This is a genomic window from Streptomyces sp. NBC_00005 (assembly GCF_045160215.1).
Lineage (GTDB): Bacteria > Actinomycetota > Actinomycetes > Streptomycetales > Streptomycetaceae > Streptomyces.
Genome location: NZ_CP108316.1, coordinates 9,114,268 through 9,127,897, shown reverse-complemented (window position 1 = coordinate 9,127,897; position 13,630 = coordinate 9,114,268). Strand labels below are relative to the sequence as shown.

Genomic DNA, 13,630 nt, shown 5'->3' with positions numbered 1-13,630 from the left:
GCCACAGGGGCGTGACGTAGACAGGTGACCGTCCACCATGTCGTCCGCACCCGAGGAACACCCGATGCACGAGCCCGGTTCGCCCGCCCCCTGTTGCATGCCGTCAGGCGGCGGCTCCGCCGAGCCGGTGCGGTTGTCGCCGCCGCAGCCGGCAGGGGGCCGTCGGCAGCCGAGCCCGGAGGGCATGGTGCCGCTGCCCGGCGGCGAGTTCCTGATGGGGGCCGAGGACAGCGAAGGGTTCCCGGCCGACGGTGAGGGGCCGGTACGGGCCGTACGGCTCGACCCCTTCCGTATCGACGCCCGCGCGGTGACGAACGAACAGTTCGCCGCGTTCGTGGCCGACAGCGGTCACGTCACCGACGCCGAGCGGCTCGGCTGGTCGTACGTCTTCGCGGGCTTCCTGCCCGGCGCCCTGCGGCGCGGCGCCCCACGGCCCGAGGCCACGCCCTGGTGGTGCGGTGTCGCGGCTGCGGCCTGGGACCGTCCCGAGGGGCCGGGCAGCACGCTCGACGGGCGCCGCGACCATCCGGTGGTGCACGTGTCCTGGAGCGACGCCGCGGCCTACGCGGCGTGGGCCGGCAAGCGGCTGCCCACCGAGGCCGAGTGGGAGTACGCGGCGCGCGGCGGCCTGGAGCAGAAGCGCTACCCGTGGGGCGACGAGCTCGACCCCGACGGCGAGTACCGCTGCAACATCTGGCGGGGCACGTTCCCCACCAAGAACAGCGCCGCCGACGGACATCGCGGCACCGCTCCGGTCGACGCCTTCGAACCCAACGGCTTCGGGCTGTACAACACCGCGGGCAACGTGTGGGAGTGGTGCGCCGACTGGTGGACCACCGACCACGGCACCGCGCGCCCGTTGCGCAATCCCGTCGGCCCCGCCACCGGCACCGCGAAGGTCATCCGCGGCGGCTCCCACATGTGCCACAGGTCGTACTGCAATCGCTACCGCGTGGCGGCGCGCAGCGCGAACACCGTGGAAAGCTCCAGTGGTCACACAGGTTTCCGCTGCGTACAGAGCCTTTGAAGGGCTGTCCAGGAACGTCCCGGGCATTGGTCAAAACTTCGCAACTGGTCTTCTGCCGGACCCCGGTTGATTCCTAATCTGCGACCTCTCACACGATGAAAAAGTCTATTCACTTCATGAGAGGCTCCTGAAAATATGGTGAGCGTCGATCACGCTTCCAAGGCAGACGTCCAGGGCCCGAGCGGGCTCAGGCGCGACGTCGGACTGATCGGTCTGATGTGGGCCTCCGTCGGTTCCATCATCGGCTCCGGCTGGCTGTACGGCGCCGAGAAGGCGGTCACGGCGGCCGGTCCCGCGGCGATCATCTCGTGGGTGATCGGCGCGGTGGCCATCGTCCTGCTGGCCCTCGTGCACGCCGAGCTCGGCGGCATGTTCCCGGTGGCGGGCGGCACCGCCCGCTACCCGCACTACGCGTTCGGCGGCCTGGCCGGGCTCTCCTTCGGCTGGTTCTCCTGGCTGCAGGCGGCCACCGTGGCCCCGATCGAGGTCGAGGCCATGATCGGCTACGCCGGTCACTGGAGCTGGGCACAGGGTCTGCAGCACAAGGACCAGACGCTGACGCCCAGCGGTCTCGTCATCGCCATCGTCCTCATGGCCGTCTTCGTCGCGGTCAACTTCTTCGGTGTCCGGGTCCTGGCGCACACCAACAGCGCCGCCACCTGGTGGAAGATCGCCGTCCCGCTGGGCGCGATCTTCGTCATCGCCGTGGGCAACTTCCACCCGGGCAACTTCCACTCCGAGGGCTTCGCCCCGTTCGGCGCCAAGGGCGTGCTGAGCGCGATCAGCGAGAGCGGCATCATCTTCGCCCTGCTGGGCTTCGAGCAGGCCATCCAACTGGCGGGCGAGAGCCGCAACCCGAAGCGGGACCTGCCCCGGGCGACCCTCGGCTCGGTGGCGATCGGCGCGGTCATCTACGTCCTGCTGCAGATCGTGTTCATCGGCGCGCTGCCGCACAGCACCTTCGCGCACGGTTGGGCCAAGCTGGACTTCCCCGGCATCAGCGGCCCCTGGGCGGGCCTCGCGACCGTGGTGGGCCTGGGCTGGCTCGCCATCATCCTCTATGCGGACGCCATCATCTCCCCCGGCGGCACCGGCCTGATCTACACCACGGCCACCTCCCGCGTCTCCTACGGTCTGGCCAAGAACGGGTACGCACCGAAGATCTTCGCCCGCACCGACCGCCGGGGCGTGCCGTGGTTCGGCCTGATCATCTCCTTCGTCACCGGCGTGGTCTGCTTCCTGCCCTTCCCGAGCTGGCAGCAGCTGGTCGGCTTCATCACCTCGGCGAGCGTCCTGATGTACGCGGGCGCACCGCTGGCATACGGCGTCTTCGCCGACCGGCTGCCGAACCACGAGCGGCCCTACCGGCTCCCCGCGGGCAAGGTGCTCTCGCCGCTGTCGTTCATCGTGGCCAACCTGATCATCTACTGGGCCGGCTGGGACATCCTGTGGCGGCTCGGCATCGCGGTGGTCCTCGGCTATCTGCTCCTCGGCGGCTACGCCTGGTGGGCCAACGCCACCCACCAGCCCGACGCGCCCCGGATGGACTTCAAGGCCGCCCAGTGGCTCCCCGTCTATCTGCTGGGCATGGGCGTCATCTCCGCGCAGGGCGGCTTCGGCGGCACGGGCAACATCGGCCTGTGGTGGGACATCGTCGTCATCGCCGCCTTCTCGCTCGTCATCTACTACTGGGCCCGGGCGACGGCATCCCGGCCCGAGGACATCGAGCGGAGCATCGAGGAGGTCGTGGTCACGGACGCTCCCGCGCACTGACCGAGCACCTCTGACATGGCCCGTCGGCCGCGGCTCCCCTGCCGCGGCCGACGGGCCACCGTCATAATGTCCGGGTGACTTCCACCGCCCCCCACCCCAACTCCCCGTCCCCGCAACGCTTTCCGGTCGTGATCGTGGGCGCCGGGCCCGCCGGTCTGACCATCGGGAACATCCTGCGGGCCGCCTCGGTCGACTGCCTGGTCCTGGAGGTCGAGACGCGCGAGTTCATCGAGCAAAGGCCCCGGGCCGGCGTCATCGAGGAGTGGGCCGTGCGCGGGCTCGAACAACGGGGCCTGGCCGCCAACCTGTTGGAGCGGGCCGAGCTGCACACCCAGTGCGAGTTCCGCTTCGGTGGGCAGCGACACCGGTTGTCCTACACCGAACTGACGGGGCATCACCACTTCATCTACCCGCAGCCGTTGCTGGTGACGGATCTCGTGCGCGAGTACGCAGACGTGCGCGGTGGGGCCATACGGTTCGGCGTGCGGGACGTCCAGCTGCACGGCCTGGACTCGGAGCGTCCCACGGTGTCGTACATCGACCCCGAGACCGGTCAACGGGAGCTCGTGGACTGTGAGTTCGTGGCCGGCTGCGACGGGGCGCGCGGGGTCACTCGGACCGTGCTGCCGCAGCATGCCAGGATCGCCCGGCACGACTACGGCATCGGCTGGCTGGCGCTGCTCGCCGAGGCACCGCCCTCCTCCGACTGCGTGATGTTCGGCATCCATCCGCGCGGGTTCGCCGGACACATGCCCCGCAGCCCCGAGGTCACCCGCTACTACCTGGAGTGCCCGCCGGGCGACGACCCGGAGACCTGGTCGCACGAACGCGTCTGGGCCGAACTGCAGGAGCGGCTCGGCGCGGCCGACAGGCCGCCGCTCACGGAGGGGCGGCTGATCGAGAAGCGCGTCCTCGACATGCACAACTACGTGGTCGAACCCATGGTGTTCGGCCGCCTGTTCCTGGCCGGCGACGCGGCCCACCTCACCGCGCCCATCGCGGCCAAGGGCATGAACCTGGCGCTGCACGACGCCTTCCTGCTGGGCGACGGGTTCGTCGAGTACCTCACGAAGGGCGACAAGGGCGTCCTCGACGGCTACTCGGAGGCCTGCCTCGGGCGCGTGTGGGACTACCAGGAGTTCTCGCAATGGCTGTCGGAGGTGTACCACGGCACGTCGTCGGGCGACGCGTACCGCGCGGGCACGACGCTGGCCCGGCTGAGCCGCCTCTTCGCCTCACCCTCGGCGGCGGCCTCGTTCGCGGAGCAGTATCTCGGCAAAATTTCCGCCTCCTGACGGGGCGACAGAACACGCCAATCGCGCTAAACCGTCCATAGGGCATCCAACGGGGGACGCCCACAGCACGGGCGGGTGGTCACCATGCCTTTCCTGCAAGGAGATGTGAACGTCAAGCAGATCGACGCCAAGCAATGGCAGTTGATGGAGCCCGTGGTCTACGCGGGCAGGGACAAGCCGTTCACCGTCCCGAGCGGCTTCCGCACCGACTTCGCCTCGGTCCCGACGGTCTTCGTCTGGCTGATTCCGAGATACGGCGTCTACACCAAGGCCGCGATCCTGCACGACTACCTGTGCGCGACGCGGCCCGTGAGCCGCAAGGACGCCGACGGCATCTTCCGTCGGGCCCTGCGCGAACTGGGCGTCTCGGTGCTGCGCCGGTGGATCATGTGGGCGGCCGTCCGGGCAGGCGGTCACTGGTCCGGCGCCGGGGCCGGGCAGTGGGCACTGTGGCTGCTCGTGGCGGTTCCGGCCCTGGCGTTCCTCGCGGTACCCACGCTGGTCGTGACCATCTGGCTGGCCCTCTTCCTGGTCGCCGAATGGCTCGTCTACGCCGCCGCTCCGCCCCGGATCGCCCCTCCGGCGAACAGGCCCCACTTCTCGGGCGCGCCGAGCGCAGAGGGCGAGTCGAACGCGGGCGGACTGCCCGGCCCCGCGCCGGACGAGCCCGATCCGCGCGCTGCGGGAGAGCCGAAACCGGCGTGACCTCAGCGGCTCAACGGCCGGTCACTGAGCCGCTGTTCGGCCATCTCCGGGGCCTCGTCCACCAGCCACCGCCGCGTCCGGGCCGGTGGCCCCGCGCGGCGACCCGATGCACAACGCCACGGACGCGCCGACCGCCGTACCGCGCCTCACCGCAGCCCTGATCCACGCGGACCCGGCACCACTGGCGGGGGCAGGAGGACTCGCACCTGGTCCTCGCCGCTCACACGACGGCCCGGGGTCAGGCGACGCCGAGCCCCTCCAGCACCACCGCACCCGGCAGCTGCGCGAACGCCTTGCCCGGCACCAGCAGTTTGCCGCGCCGGCGTCCGCTGCCCACCAGGACGTACGGGAGGTCGACGACGGCCGAGTCCACCAACACCGGCCAGTCGCCGGGCAGTCCGATCGGGGTGATGCCGCCGTACTCCATGCCGCTCTCGCCCGTCGCCGTGTCCATGGACGCGAACGAGGCCTTGCGGGCGCCGAGTTGGCGGCGGACGACTCCGTTGACGTCGACCCGGGTGGTGGAGAGCACGATGCATGCGGCGAGGGTCGTCTCGCCGCCCCGCTTGCCGGCCACCACCACGCAGTTCGCCGACTGCTCGAGCAGTTCCTGCCCGTAGTGCTCCACGAAGACGGCGGTGTCGGCCCACTGCGGGTCGGTGTCGACGTAGACGATCTGGTCGGCGGGGACGCTGCCGCTCCAGTGCCGTACGGCGTCGGCGACCGGGCCGGTCAGCTCGTCGAGGGCGTCGGGAGCGGGGGTGGCGTGGTCGAAGTGTCCGATGGGTGCGCGCATGCTCCGCACGCTAACAGGGCGCCCGTGGCCGCTCAGTGCACGGGCGGGACCGAGACGGCCATGACCATCTCCATCGGTTCGTCGCCCTCGTTGCCGTACACGTGCGAGGTGTTGGCCTCGAAGCCTACGCTCGCGCCGGCCGGGATGCGGTACTTCTCGCCGTCCACGGTGAGGGTCAGCTCCCCCGCCGTGACGTGCACGAGCTCGACCGTGCCGGTGGGGTGCGGGTCGGACGGGCTCCGGTCGCCGGGCATGAGCCGCCAGTCCCACATCTCCAGCGGGCCGGGGGCCTCGGTGCCGGCGAGCAGCCGGTTGTAGCTGCCCGCGTCGGTGTGCCACAACCGGATGGCCTGCTCGGCCGGGACGATACGGACCTTGGGGCCCTGCTCGTAGTCGAGCAGCGTGGTGATGCTGATCCCGAGCGCGTCGCCGATCTTGACGACCGTGCCGATGCTCGGGTTGGTGCGGGCCTGCTCGATCTGGATGAGCATGCCCCGGCTGACTCCGGCGCGGGCGGCGAGCACGTCGAGGGTGAAGCCGCGCACGGCGCGCCAGTGCTTGACGTTGCGCGCCAGGGACTGGGTCAGCAGGTCGAGGTCCGACACATTCCGTCCAACTCTTCAGAGCTCTCAAGAGCAATATTCTGGATGACAGAGTTCAGTTCACTGAACTACGGTGTGGTGCACCCGATCGTTCACCGAACTGTACTGCGAGGCGACCCGTGACAGCATTCTTCGCCCTGGCCACCAGCCTTCTGTGGGGGCTGGCCGACTTCGGCGGCGGACTACTGACCCGGCGGACCCCGGCGCTCACGGTGGTCGTCGTCTCGCAGGGCATCGCGACGGTGGTGCTCGGCGCGATCGTGGTGGCCACGGGCGGCTGGAGCGAGACCGGCCCGCGGCTGTGGTTCGCGGTCGCCGCCGGTCTGGTGGGGCCGGTCGCGCTGCTCTCGTTCTACAAGGCCCTCGCGCTGGGCCCGATGGGCGTCGTCTCCCCGCTCGCCACGCTGAGCGTGGCCGTTCCGGTCGGCGTGGGGCTCTTCCTCGGTGAGCGTCCCGGCCTGACGCAGGTCGCGGGGATCGCGGTCGCCGTCACCGGCGTCGTCCTCGCGGGCGGGCCGCAGCTGAAGGGCGCCGCCGTGCAGCGGCAGGCCATCCTGCTCACCCTCGTCGCGGCCCTGGGCTTCGGCACGGTGTTCGCGCTGATCACGGAGGCGTCGACGACCGTCACCGGCCTGTTCCTCGCGCTCTTCGTGCAGCGCGTGACGAACGTGACCGCAGGCGGCATCGCGCTCTACGTCTCGGTGAAGAGGGGCGGCAAGGCCCTCCCCGCGGGCGGCTTCCCCTGGGCCTCGCTCCCGGCGCTCGCCTTCGTCGGCCTCGCGGACGTCGCCGCGAACGGCACGTACTCGGTCGCCGCCCAGCACGGCCCCGTCACGGTGGCCGCCGTACTCGCCTCGCTCTACCCGGTGGTCACCGCGCTCGCCGCCCGCGGTTTCCTCAGCGAGCGCCTCCGCGGCATCCAGGCGGCGGGCGCGGGCCTCGCCCTGGTGGGCACCCTGCTGCTGGCGACGGGCTGACCCCGGACTACGCCTCGGCGTCCAGCTGGGCCAGCTTCGCCACCGTCTCCTCGTCCAACTCCGAGAGCGCCAGCAGCTGTTCGGGGGTGACACCGTCGGGGATCGGCACCGGCGGGGGCGTCCTGAGCGGCGGCTGCCAGCCCTCACCGGCCGTCCAGCGCCGTACGACACGGGCGGGCGCCCCCGCCACCACGGCGTGGTCGGGCACCACCCCCCGGACCACCGCACCCGCGGCCACCACCACGTTCCGCCCGATCCGCGCGCCCGGCAGGATCACCGCACCGGTGCCGATCCAGCAGCCGGACCCGATCTCCACCGGCTCCATCCGCGGCCACTGCTTGCCGATGGGCTCGTGCGGATCGTCGTACGAGTGGTTCGTGGACGTCACGTACACATACGGCCCGAAGTAGCAGTCGCTGCCGATGGTGACCGTCGTGTCGGCGATGACATGGCTGCCGCGGCCCAGGACGACGCCGTTCCCTATGCGCAGGATCGGGTCCGGGCCGAGGTCGAGGTCGGGCATGAGGCCGGCGGTGAGGGTGACCTGTTCGCCGACGATGCAGTGGGAGCCCAGGTGGATCCAGGGTTCGCCGAAGACGGTGCCGAGCGGGAAGGCGAGCCGGGTGGCTTCGCCGATCGAGCCGAAGTGGAAGCGGCCGGGGCTGTCGGCCGTCACCGAGCCCGTGCGCTGCACCCAGGCCCAGCCCGCGTGGACGGCGCGCTGCATGAGGCTTCGCCGCCAGGATGAGAACGTGTTCTTGCTCTTCGGCACGAGCTCACCGTACTGAGGGTGCGGCGCCCTGATGAGGTCGAGGGCTTGTGATCTTCGCCCTACCGGGTGGCGTACGGTGCGTTCTGAGTCGAGGACCGGCAAGAGGAGCGAGGGCGATGACGCACAAGGCGTTGATCACGGGGATCGGCGGCAGGGAACCGAAGATCGACGGGGAGGCGTTCGTGGCGCCCACCGCGTCCGTGATCGGGGACGTGACGCTGGAGGCCGGCGCGAGCGTCTGGTACGGGGCGGTGCTGCGGGGTGACGTCGAGCGGATCTCCGTCGGGGCTCAGGCCAACATCCAGGACAACTGCACGCTCCATGCCGACCCGGGGTTCCCCGTCAGCATCGGCGAGCGGGTGTCCGTGGGGCACAACGCGGTCGTGCACGGTTCGACCGTCGAGGACGACTGCCTGATCGGGATGGGCGCGACGGTGTTGAACGGCGCGGTCATCGGCGCGGGATCCCTGGTTGCCGCGCAGGCACTGGTGCCGCAGGGGATGCAGGTGCCGCCGGGGTCGCTGGTCGCCGGGGTGCCGGCGAAGGTGAGGCGGGAGCTCACGGAGGAGGAGCGGCAGGGGGTCACGCTGAACGGCACCTTGTACGCGGAGCTGGCGAAGGCGCATCGCGAGGCGCACGAGTAGGTCGTACGGCGGGTGCGGGTCGTGGGGGTTGTTCGCGCCCACGCGGCAAAGCCGCACAGCGACACGGCCCCGCGCCGCTGAAGGGCGCTACTCCCCGGCAGGAACCGGTTCCGGCTCCTGGTGTGCCGCCTGCGCCTTCTTGGCCTTGCGCTTGATGATCAGCATCGACGCCAGGCCGATCAGGACCGCCGCCACCAGGCCCAGGTACGAGAACCTCTTCAGCCAGTCCTCGGCGACGATGCCCACGTAGTAGATGACGGCCGTGGTGCCGCCGGCCCAGCAGATGCCGCCGAGGACGTTGGCGATCAGGAACTTCCAGTACGGCATGTGCAGCACGCCCGCGAGGGGGCCGGCGAAGATGCGCAGGAGGGCGACGAAGCGGCCGAAGAAGACGGCCCACATGCCCCACTTCTCGAAGGACCGCTCGGCGGTGGCGACATGCCCCTCGCTGAAGTGCCTCGGGAACTTCCCGGCCAGCCAGGCCAGCAGCGGACGCCCGCCCTTGCGGCCGATCGCGTAGCCGATGGAGTCGCCGATGACCGCACCGGCGGTCGCGCACACGCCGAGCACGATCGGGTTGATGCCGGAGTGCTGGGAGGACAGCAGGGCCGCCGAGACCAGGACGATCTCGCCCGGCAGCGGGATGCCCAGGCTCTCGAGACCGATGACCAGTCCCACCACGACGTAGACCACTGCCGCGGGTACCGTGTCGAGCCACTCCTGGACGTGCAAAGCCGGTTCCTTCCGATTCGTGACCCTGTGTCGCCGCGTTCCCGGCGTGCGCCGCACGCGCACGGGGGCGCACGCCGGGAAGCCTACCGGGTCAGCCTGCCGAGGCGCCGTCCCACAGATCGCACTGGTGTTCCTCGTGGACAGAGGTGCTCAGGGTGTTCCCGCCCTTGGACGCAGTCTTCAGAGAAAGGATCACGCCCGGCCCTGTGGGCATCACCGGCTGCCCCGCGGCACGCGGCACACCGTCGCGCACAAAGGACCCCCAGTACTGGACCATCTGCCGCGCCAGCACCTTCTGCTCGGCGTTCAGCGGGGACTCCAGTCCGAAGTGCTTGAAGAGGTACTGGATCTCGTTGACGTGGGTCGCGCCGAAGTCGAAGTCCGTGTGCAGGTTGCGCAGGGAGGCGAAGGGTGGGGAGGTGCGGTCGGCGAACTCGTACGAGTAGACCGGGCCGCGGGCGGCGAGCAGGCCGTCGAGTCGCAGCGCCGAGCAGCTGAACAGCGTGTCGCCCAGGGCGGTGGCGTAGGCGATCGTCGGCGTCGGGTAGGCCGACAGCGGGTAGCGCCGCAGGGCCTGGTCGCCGAAGTCGTCGCGCATGACCTCCGGGTACTGCTCGGCCGTGAGCGGTGTGCCGTTGAGGTCGAAGGAGGAGAAGGCGAACAGCCGTCCCTCGTCCTTGTTCGAGCCGTTGATCACGGGCACCCGGGAGGCCGTCCCGTTCGCGACGGCCTGCTCGGGCTGCACGGGCAGGAAGGCGCCGCCGACCACCGGCCCCCAGTCGAAGTCGCCCTGGGCTTCGAGGATTTCGCGGGCCGACTTGCCGCGCAGGCACGCGGCCGTCGTGCACCCGAGCTTCTTGGCGAAGTCGGCTCCCTGCGCCACCGCGTCCTGGTGCGTACGGGCGCTGCAGTCGTCGTAGGCGCCGCTCTCGATGATGCCCGCGCGGAACAGGCCCCTGGCCGTCGGTGAGGCCAGCTGGGTACAGACCGAGCGGCCGCCCGCCGACTCGCCCGCGATGGTGACCCGGCCCGGATCACCGCCGAAGCGGCCGATGTTGGCGCGCACCCAGCGCAGCGCGGCCTGCTGGTCGAGCATGCCGAAGTTGCCGGAGACCCCGTCGTGGCTCTGGCCGTCGAGACCGGCCGTGGCGAGGAAACCCATCGCGCCCAGGCGGTAGTTGACGGTCACGACGACCGTCCCTGTCTGCCGTGCAAACGTGTCGGGGACGACGTCCTGACCGGCGCCGGCGGTCAGTCCACCGCCGTGGAACCAGACCAGGACCGAGCGCCGGGCGGAGCCTTCGGGGACGTACACGTTCAGGTCGAGGCAGTCCTCGGTGTACGACGGCTGGTCGTAGCCGGGGTCCCAACTCGACGTCTGTACGCACTTGTTGCCGAAGTCCCGCGCGGAGCGCACTCCGTGCCAGGGCCGTACGGGGTGCGGCTCGCGCCAGCGGAGTTTCCCGACCGGCGGCTCGGCGTACGGGATGCCGAGGAACTGCCGTCCCTCGGCGGTGATTTCGCCGCTTACCAGACCCGAGTCAGTGCGGACGACGGGGGCGCCGCCCGAGGGTGCGGCCGCCTGCGCGGCCGGGAGCGGTGCGACGAGTGCCGCCGCGAGGGCCGTCAGGCCGATGAGGATGCGCCGGATCACTTGCCCACCTCCACGTTCGTACGCAACCGGAGATCACGTGAGGACGCCCCGACCCACACGGTGCGGCGGCCGGTGCCGAGCACCCAGTCGTGACGCTTGCGGTCCCATGAGGACAAGGTGCGTGCGGTGACGTCCACGGTGATCCGCCGCCGCTCCCCCGCCCGCAGGGTCAGCCGCCGGTAGCCGCCCAACACCCGTACCGCCTGGTCCAGTTGGAGGCGCGGAGAGGGCCCGACGTACACCTGCGGCACGTCGACGCCGTTCCGCCTGCCGGTGTTGCGGACGGTGAAGGACACCTCGATGCCACGTTTCGTCCGGCGGGCGCGGACGTCTTCGTACGAGAAGGAGGTGTAGGAGAGTCCGTGCCCGAAGGGGAACAGCGGCCGTACGCCCTCGGCGTCGTACCAGCGGTAGCCGGCGTGGATGCCCTCCGAGTACTCCTCGGTGCCGTCCACGCCCGGGTAGCGGAGCGGGTCGTCGGCGACGGGGTGGTGGTCGTCGTCGACCGGGAAGGACTGGGTGAGGCGGCCGCCGGGATCGCAGTCGCCGAACAGGACGGCGGCGGTGGCGGCCGCGCCCTCCTGGCCCGGGTAGTACATCTGGAGCACGGCGCCGGTGCGCCGGAGCCAGGGCATCGACGTCGAGGACGAGGTGTTGAGGACGACCGTGGTGCGCGGGTTGGCCGCCGCGACCGCCTCGATCAGCTGGGTCTGGTGGCCGGGGAGGGCGATCGTGGTGCGGTCCAGGCCCTCGGTGGCGTCCTCGTAGGCGAACAGCACCACGTCCCGCGCCGCCCGTGCGGTGGCGACGGCCTCGGCGATGTCCTGGGCGCGGGTCGCGCCGGTGCTCCGCCGCAGCCGGAAGGTCAGACCCGGCGCCCCTCCCTGCGCGGTGATCCGCAGCGTGTGGGAGCCCTTGGTGAGGTTCAGGGTCCTGCGGCGCACGGACAGCCCGTCGGGGGCGGCCGAGACGAGTCCGCCGGTGAAGAACTCGCCGTATCCGGCGGCCTGCGGGAACAACTCCGCGCCGTCCAGGAGGACTTTGGGGCGAGCCGTGGGTGCGGACGAGAAGTGCAGGACGAAGGTCCACTCGTCGGCTTCGGGGACGGTGAGCGTCCCGTCGTACGTCCAGATCTTGCCGATGCCGACCTGTTGGCCCTCGGAGTCGAAGGACGGGGTGAGCGCGTCCGCCGGGATCGCCTTGCCGAACAGGTCCTCGCCGAGCGAGTAAGTGACCTTCGCGGCACGGGACTTGATGGCGTCCAGGGGGCTGTCGGCGTGGTCGGGCACGACGTGCGCGCTGCCGCCGCCGCTGACGAAGGGCAGGGTGCCGGTCGGGCCGATCACCGCGACGCTGCCGCCCGCGGTCAGCGGAAGGGTGCGGTGCTCGTTGCGCAGCAGGGTCGCGCCCGCCTTGGCGACCTCCAGGGCGACGGCCGCGCCCGCCGGTGCGTCGCGGTCCGGACGCGGCGGGGCGCTGCCGTCGAGCAGACCGAAGCGGTCCATGACCGCGAGGATGCGGCGCACGGCACGGTCGACGTAGCGCTCGGGCACACTGCCGTTCTGCACGGCCGACTTGAGCGCCGGACCGAAATAGGTGCCGTCGGGCATCTCCATGTCGAGACCGGCGGTGATCGCCTCGACGGTGCTGTGCGCGGCGAACCAGTCGGTCATCACCCAGCCCTCGAAGCCCCACTGGTCGCGCAGGATGCCCGTGAGCAGCGTCTTGTTCTCGCAGGAGAAGGTGCCGTTGACCTTGTTGTAGGCGCCCATCACCGCGCCGGTGCCGGCGTCGACGGCCGCTTCGAAGGCGCGCAGTTCGAGCTCGTGCATGGTCTGCTCGTCGACCCGCACGTCGATCGAATTGCGGTCCTGCTCCTGGTTGTTCATCGCGTAGTGCTTGACGGTGGCGATGAGGCCCTCGCCCTGGATCCCCTCGATCTCGGCGGCGACCGTGCCGGAGGCGAGCAGCGGGTCCTCGCTGAAGGTCTCGAAGTTGCGGCCCGCGTACGGGGTGCGGATCAGGTTGACCATCGGGGAGAGCAGGACGTCCTGGCCGAGGGCTCGGCCCTCGCGTCCGATGACCTGCCCGTAGCGGCGCGCGAGGTCCGGGTCGAAGGCGGAGGCCAGCAGGACGGGGGCGGGCAGGGCGGTGGCGTGCTGGGTGACGCGGACTCCGGCGGGGCCGTCGGCCAGGCGGATTCGGGGGATGCCGAGGCGCTCGACCGCGGGGACGTAGCCCGCCTGGCCGAGCGAGTTCGGGTCGGTGGAGCCGTGGAGGAGGGAGATCTTCTCGTCGAGCGTGAGCTTGGCGACGAGGCCTTCGACGCGGGGGCCGGCCCCCGCCTCGGGTCTGTCCAGGGCGTGCGCGGGAGGCGTGAGATCGCCGGTGGCCGCCATGGCGACGACGATCGCGCCGCCGAGCAGTCGCAGTGCGGATCTCCGGGAGACAGTGTCGGTCATGAGCCGTCACTCCTTCTGTGTGCGGGCACGACGATGTGAACCGCAGTCGCGCCCCGGCGTCCCGGTCCGCGTTCGGCCTCTGAACGCACCTTTCGTCAAAGCCGAGTTGAGACACCGTTGGGCACCATGGGCGCGGCGGGAAAACTATGACCGCGAGTGACTCGTGTCAATGAACCGAACAAGAAACGGCC

General features: G+C 70.9%; 12 protein-coding genes. 6 read left to right on the top strand and 6 right to left on the bottom strand.

Features of this window, described 5'->3' with window-relative positions:
- Positions 1-37 precede the first annotated feature (37 nt).
- The 4 genes from OG303_RS41660 to OG303_RS41645 all read left to right on the top strand — a co-directional run bounded on the left by OG303_RS41660 (position 38) and on the right by OG303_RS41645 (position 4,800).
- Entirely contained in the window at positions 38-1,027 is a 990-nt protein-coding gene (locus OG303_RS41660) for a formylglycine-generating enzyme family protein (protein WP_405875092.1), read from the top strand.
- Between the two features lie 135 nt (positions 1,028-1,162).
- Entirely contained in the window at positions 1,163-2,800 is a 1,638-nt protein-coding gene (locus tag OG303_RS41655; protein ID WP_405875091.1) for an APC family permease, read from the top strand.
- A 74-nt stretch (positions 2,801-2,874) separates the two neighbouring features.
- On the top strand, positions 2,875-4,095 hold the full coding sequence (locus OG303_RS41650) for a 4-hydroxybenzoate 3-monooxygenase (protein ID WP_405875090.1): 1,221 nt from the start codon (positions 2,875-2,877) through the stop codon (positions 4,093-4,095).
- A 105-nt stretch (positions 4,096-4,200) separates the two neighbouring features.
- Positions 4,201-4,800, top strand: coding sequence for a DUF1353 domain-containing protein (locus OG303_RS41645; protein ID WP_405875089.1), 600 nt, complete (start codon positions 4,201-4,203; stop codon positions 4,798-4,800).
- Positions 4,801-5,038: 238 nt separating this feature from the next.
- Here OG303_RS41645 and OG303_RS41640 read toward each other — a convergent pair whose 3' ends face one another.
- Positions 5,039-5,596, bottom strand: coding sequence for a YbaK/EbsC family protein (locus OG303_RS41640; RefSeq protein WP_405875088.1), 558 nt, complete (start codon positions 5,594-5,596; stop codon positions 5,039-5,041).
- 32 nt (positions 5,597-5,628) lie between these two features.
- On the bottom strand, positions 5,629-6,201 hold the full coding sequence (locus OG303_RS41635; RefSeq protein WP_405875087.1) for a helix-turn-helix domain-containing protein: 573 nt from the start codon (positions 6,199-6,201) through the stop codon (positions 5,629-5,631).
- Between the two features lie 116 nt (positions 6,202-6,317).
- On the opposite strand from OG303_RS41635, the gene OG303_RS41630 reads away from it, so the two are divergent.
- Positions 6,318-7,175 carry an EamA family transporter gene (locus OG303_RS41630; protein WP_405875086.1) on the top strand — a complete coding sequence of 286 codons (858 nt, stop codon included), beginning with the start codon at positions 6,318-6,320 and terminating at the stop codon, positions 7,173-7,175.
- Positions 7,176-7,182: 7 nt separating this feature from the next.
- On the opposite strand, the gene OG303_RS41625 is transcribed toward OG303_RS41630, so the two are convergent.
- A complete protein-coding gene (locus OG303_RS41625) occupies positions 7,183-7,947 on the bottom strand; it encodes an acyltransferase (RefSeq protein WP_405875085.1) in 765 nt (254 codons plus the stop codon).
- Positions 7,948-8,063: 116 nt separating this feature from the next.
- On the opposite strand from OG303_RS41625, the gene OG303_RS41620 reads away from it, so the two are divergent.
- On the top strand, positions 8,064-8,591 hold the full coding sequence (locus OG303_RS41620; protein ID WP_405875084.1) for a gamma carbonic anhydrase family protein: 528 nt from the start codon (positions 8,064-8,066) through the stop codon (positions 8,589-8,591).
- An 87-nt stretch (positions 8,592-8,678) separates the two neighbouring features.
- Here OG303_RS41620 and OG303_RS41615 read toward each other — a convergent pair whose 3' ends face one another.
- From OG303_RS41615 to OG303_RS41605, 3 genes are all read right to left on the bottom strand, one after another.
- Positions 8,679-9,323, bottom strand: coding sequence for a DedA family protein (locus OG303_RS41615; protein ID WP_405875083.1), 645 nt, complete (start codon positions 9,321-9,323; stop codon positions 8,679-8,681).
- A gap of 91 nt (positions 9,324-9,414) precedes the next feature.
- Positions 9,415-10,977, bottom strand: a complete 1,563-nt coding sequence (locus tag OG303_RS41610; protein WP_405875082.1) for a carboxylesterase/lipase family protein — start codon at positions 10,975-10,977, stop codon at positions 9,415-9,417.
- Positions 10,974-13,439 (bottom strand): beta-glucosidase, encoded by a 2,466-nt coding sequence (locus OG303_RS41605; RefSeq protein ID WP_405875081.1) that lies wholly within the window; start codon positions 13,437-13,439, stop codon positions 10,974-10,976. Before OG303_RS41605 ends, OG303_RS41610 begins: the two co-directional genes overlap by 4 nt.
- Positions 13,440-13,630 lie beyond the last annotated feature (191 nt).

Excerpts from the sequence above, each read along its gene's own strand:
- OG303_RS41660 (WP_405875092.1), top strand. The coding sequence starts at position 38 with ATGTCGTCCGCACCCGAGGAACACCCGATGCACGAGCCCGGTTCGCCC.
- OG303_RS41655 (WP_405875091.1), top strand. The coding sequence starts at position 1,163 with ATGGTGAGCGTCGATCACGCTTCCAAGGCAGACGTCCAGGGCCCGAGC.
- OG303_RS41640 (WP_405875088.1), bottom strand. The coding sequence starts at position 5,596 with ATGCGCGCACCCATCGGACACTTCGACCACGCCACCCCCGCTCCCGAC.
- OG303_RS41620 (WP_405875084.1), top strand. The coding sequence starts at position 8,064 with ATGACGCACAAGGCGTTGATCACGGGGATCGGCGGCAGGGAACCGAAG.
- OG303_RS41605 (WP_405875081.1), bottom strand. The coding sequence starts at position 13,439 with ATGACCGACACTGTCTCCCGGAGATCCGCACTGCGACTGCTCGGCGGC.